This is a genomic window from Mycobacterium sp. 852013-50091_SCH5140682, from assembly GCF_001665685.1.
Lineage (GTDB): Bacteria > Actinomycetota > Actinomycetes > Mycobacteriales > Mycobacteriaceae > Mycobacterium.
The window spans coordinates 1-956 of the sequence record NZ_LZTB01000066.1 but is presented as its reverse complement, the minus strand read 5'-3'; the positions used below and the strand labels follow the sequence as shown (position 1 = coordinate 956).

The following is a 956-nucleotide window of genomic DNA, read 5'->3' as shown; positions in this document are numbered from 1 at the left end:
TCGGCGTTGATGGCGACCGAAGAGGCGGGTGTGTAGATGTTTCTCACCGCGAGCAGACATGTAGGTACCCGACACGCCGAGGATCCGGGGACTTTTATGTCTGCTCGCGCAAGGAAAGGGGGCCACTAAGTGACGCTGGCCGAGCCGACCAAGGACACTCCGCCGGTGGAAATGGTCACACTGACCATCGACGACGACGAAATCAGTGTTCCGAAGGGAACATTGGTGATCCGCGCGGCCGAGCTGATGGGCATCCAGATCCCCCGGTTCTGCGACCACCCGCTGCTGGATCCGGTGGGTGCGTGCCGTCAGTGCCTGGTCGAGGTCGAGGGGCAGCGCAAGCCGATGGCATCGTGCACCACGACAGTCACCCCGGACATGGTGGTGCGCACGCAGTTCAGCTCCGAAGCGGCCGACAAGGCCCAGCGCGGCGTGATGGAACTGCTGTTGATCAACCATCCGCTCGATTGCCCGATCTGCGACAAGGGCGGGGAATGCCCGCTGCAGAACCAGGCCATGTCCAACGGGCGCCCGGAGACCCGGTTCACCGACGTCAAGCGGACCTTCCCCAAACCGATCAATGTCTCCGCCCAGGTCCTGCTGGACCGCGAACGCTGCGTGCTGTGCGCCCGGTGCACCCGGTTCTCCGACCAGATCGCCGGTGATCCGTTCATCGCGCTGCTGGAACGCGGTGCGCTGCAACAGGTGGGGATCGCGCACGATGAGCCGTTCCAGTCCTACTTCTCCGGCAATACCGTGCAGATCTGCCCGGTCGGGGCGCTGACCGGTACCGCCTACCGGTTCCGGGCCCGGCCGTTCGACCTGGTGTCCAGTCCCAGTGTGTGTGAGCACTGTGCGTCGGGATGTGCCCAGCGCACCGACCACCGCCGCGGAAAAGTGCTGCGCCGCTTGGCCGGTGACGATCCCGAGGTCAACGAGGAATGGAACTGCGACAA

The 956-nt window shown here is 64.7% G+C and carries 1 protein-coding gene; it reads left to right on the top strand.

Annotation, left to right across the window (positions count from 1 at the left end; genetic code table 11):
* Positions 1 to 171: 171 nt before the first annotated feature.
* On the top strand, positions 172 to 956 hold a 785-nt coding region (locus A5784_RS19975), incomplete at its 3' end, for a 2Fe-2S iron-sulfur cluster-binding protein (RefSeq protein ID WP_197514810.1).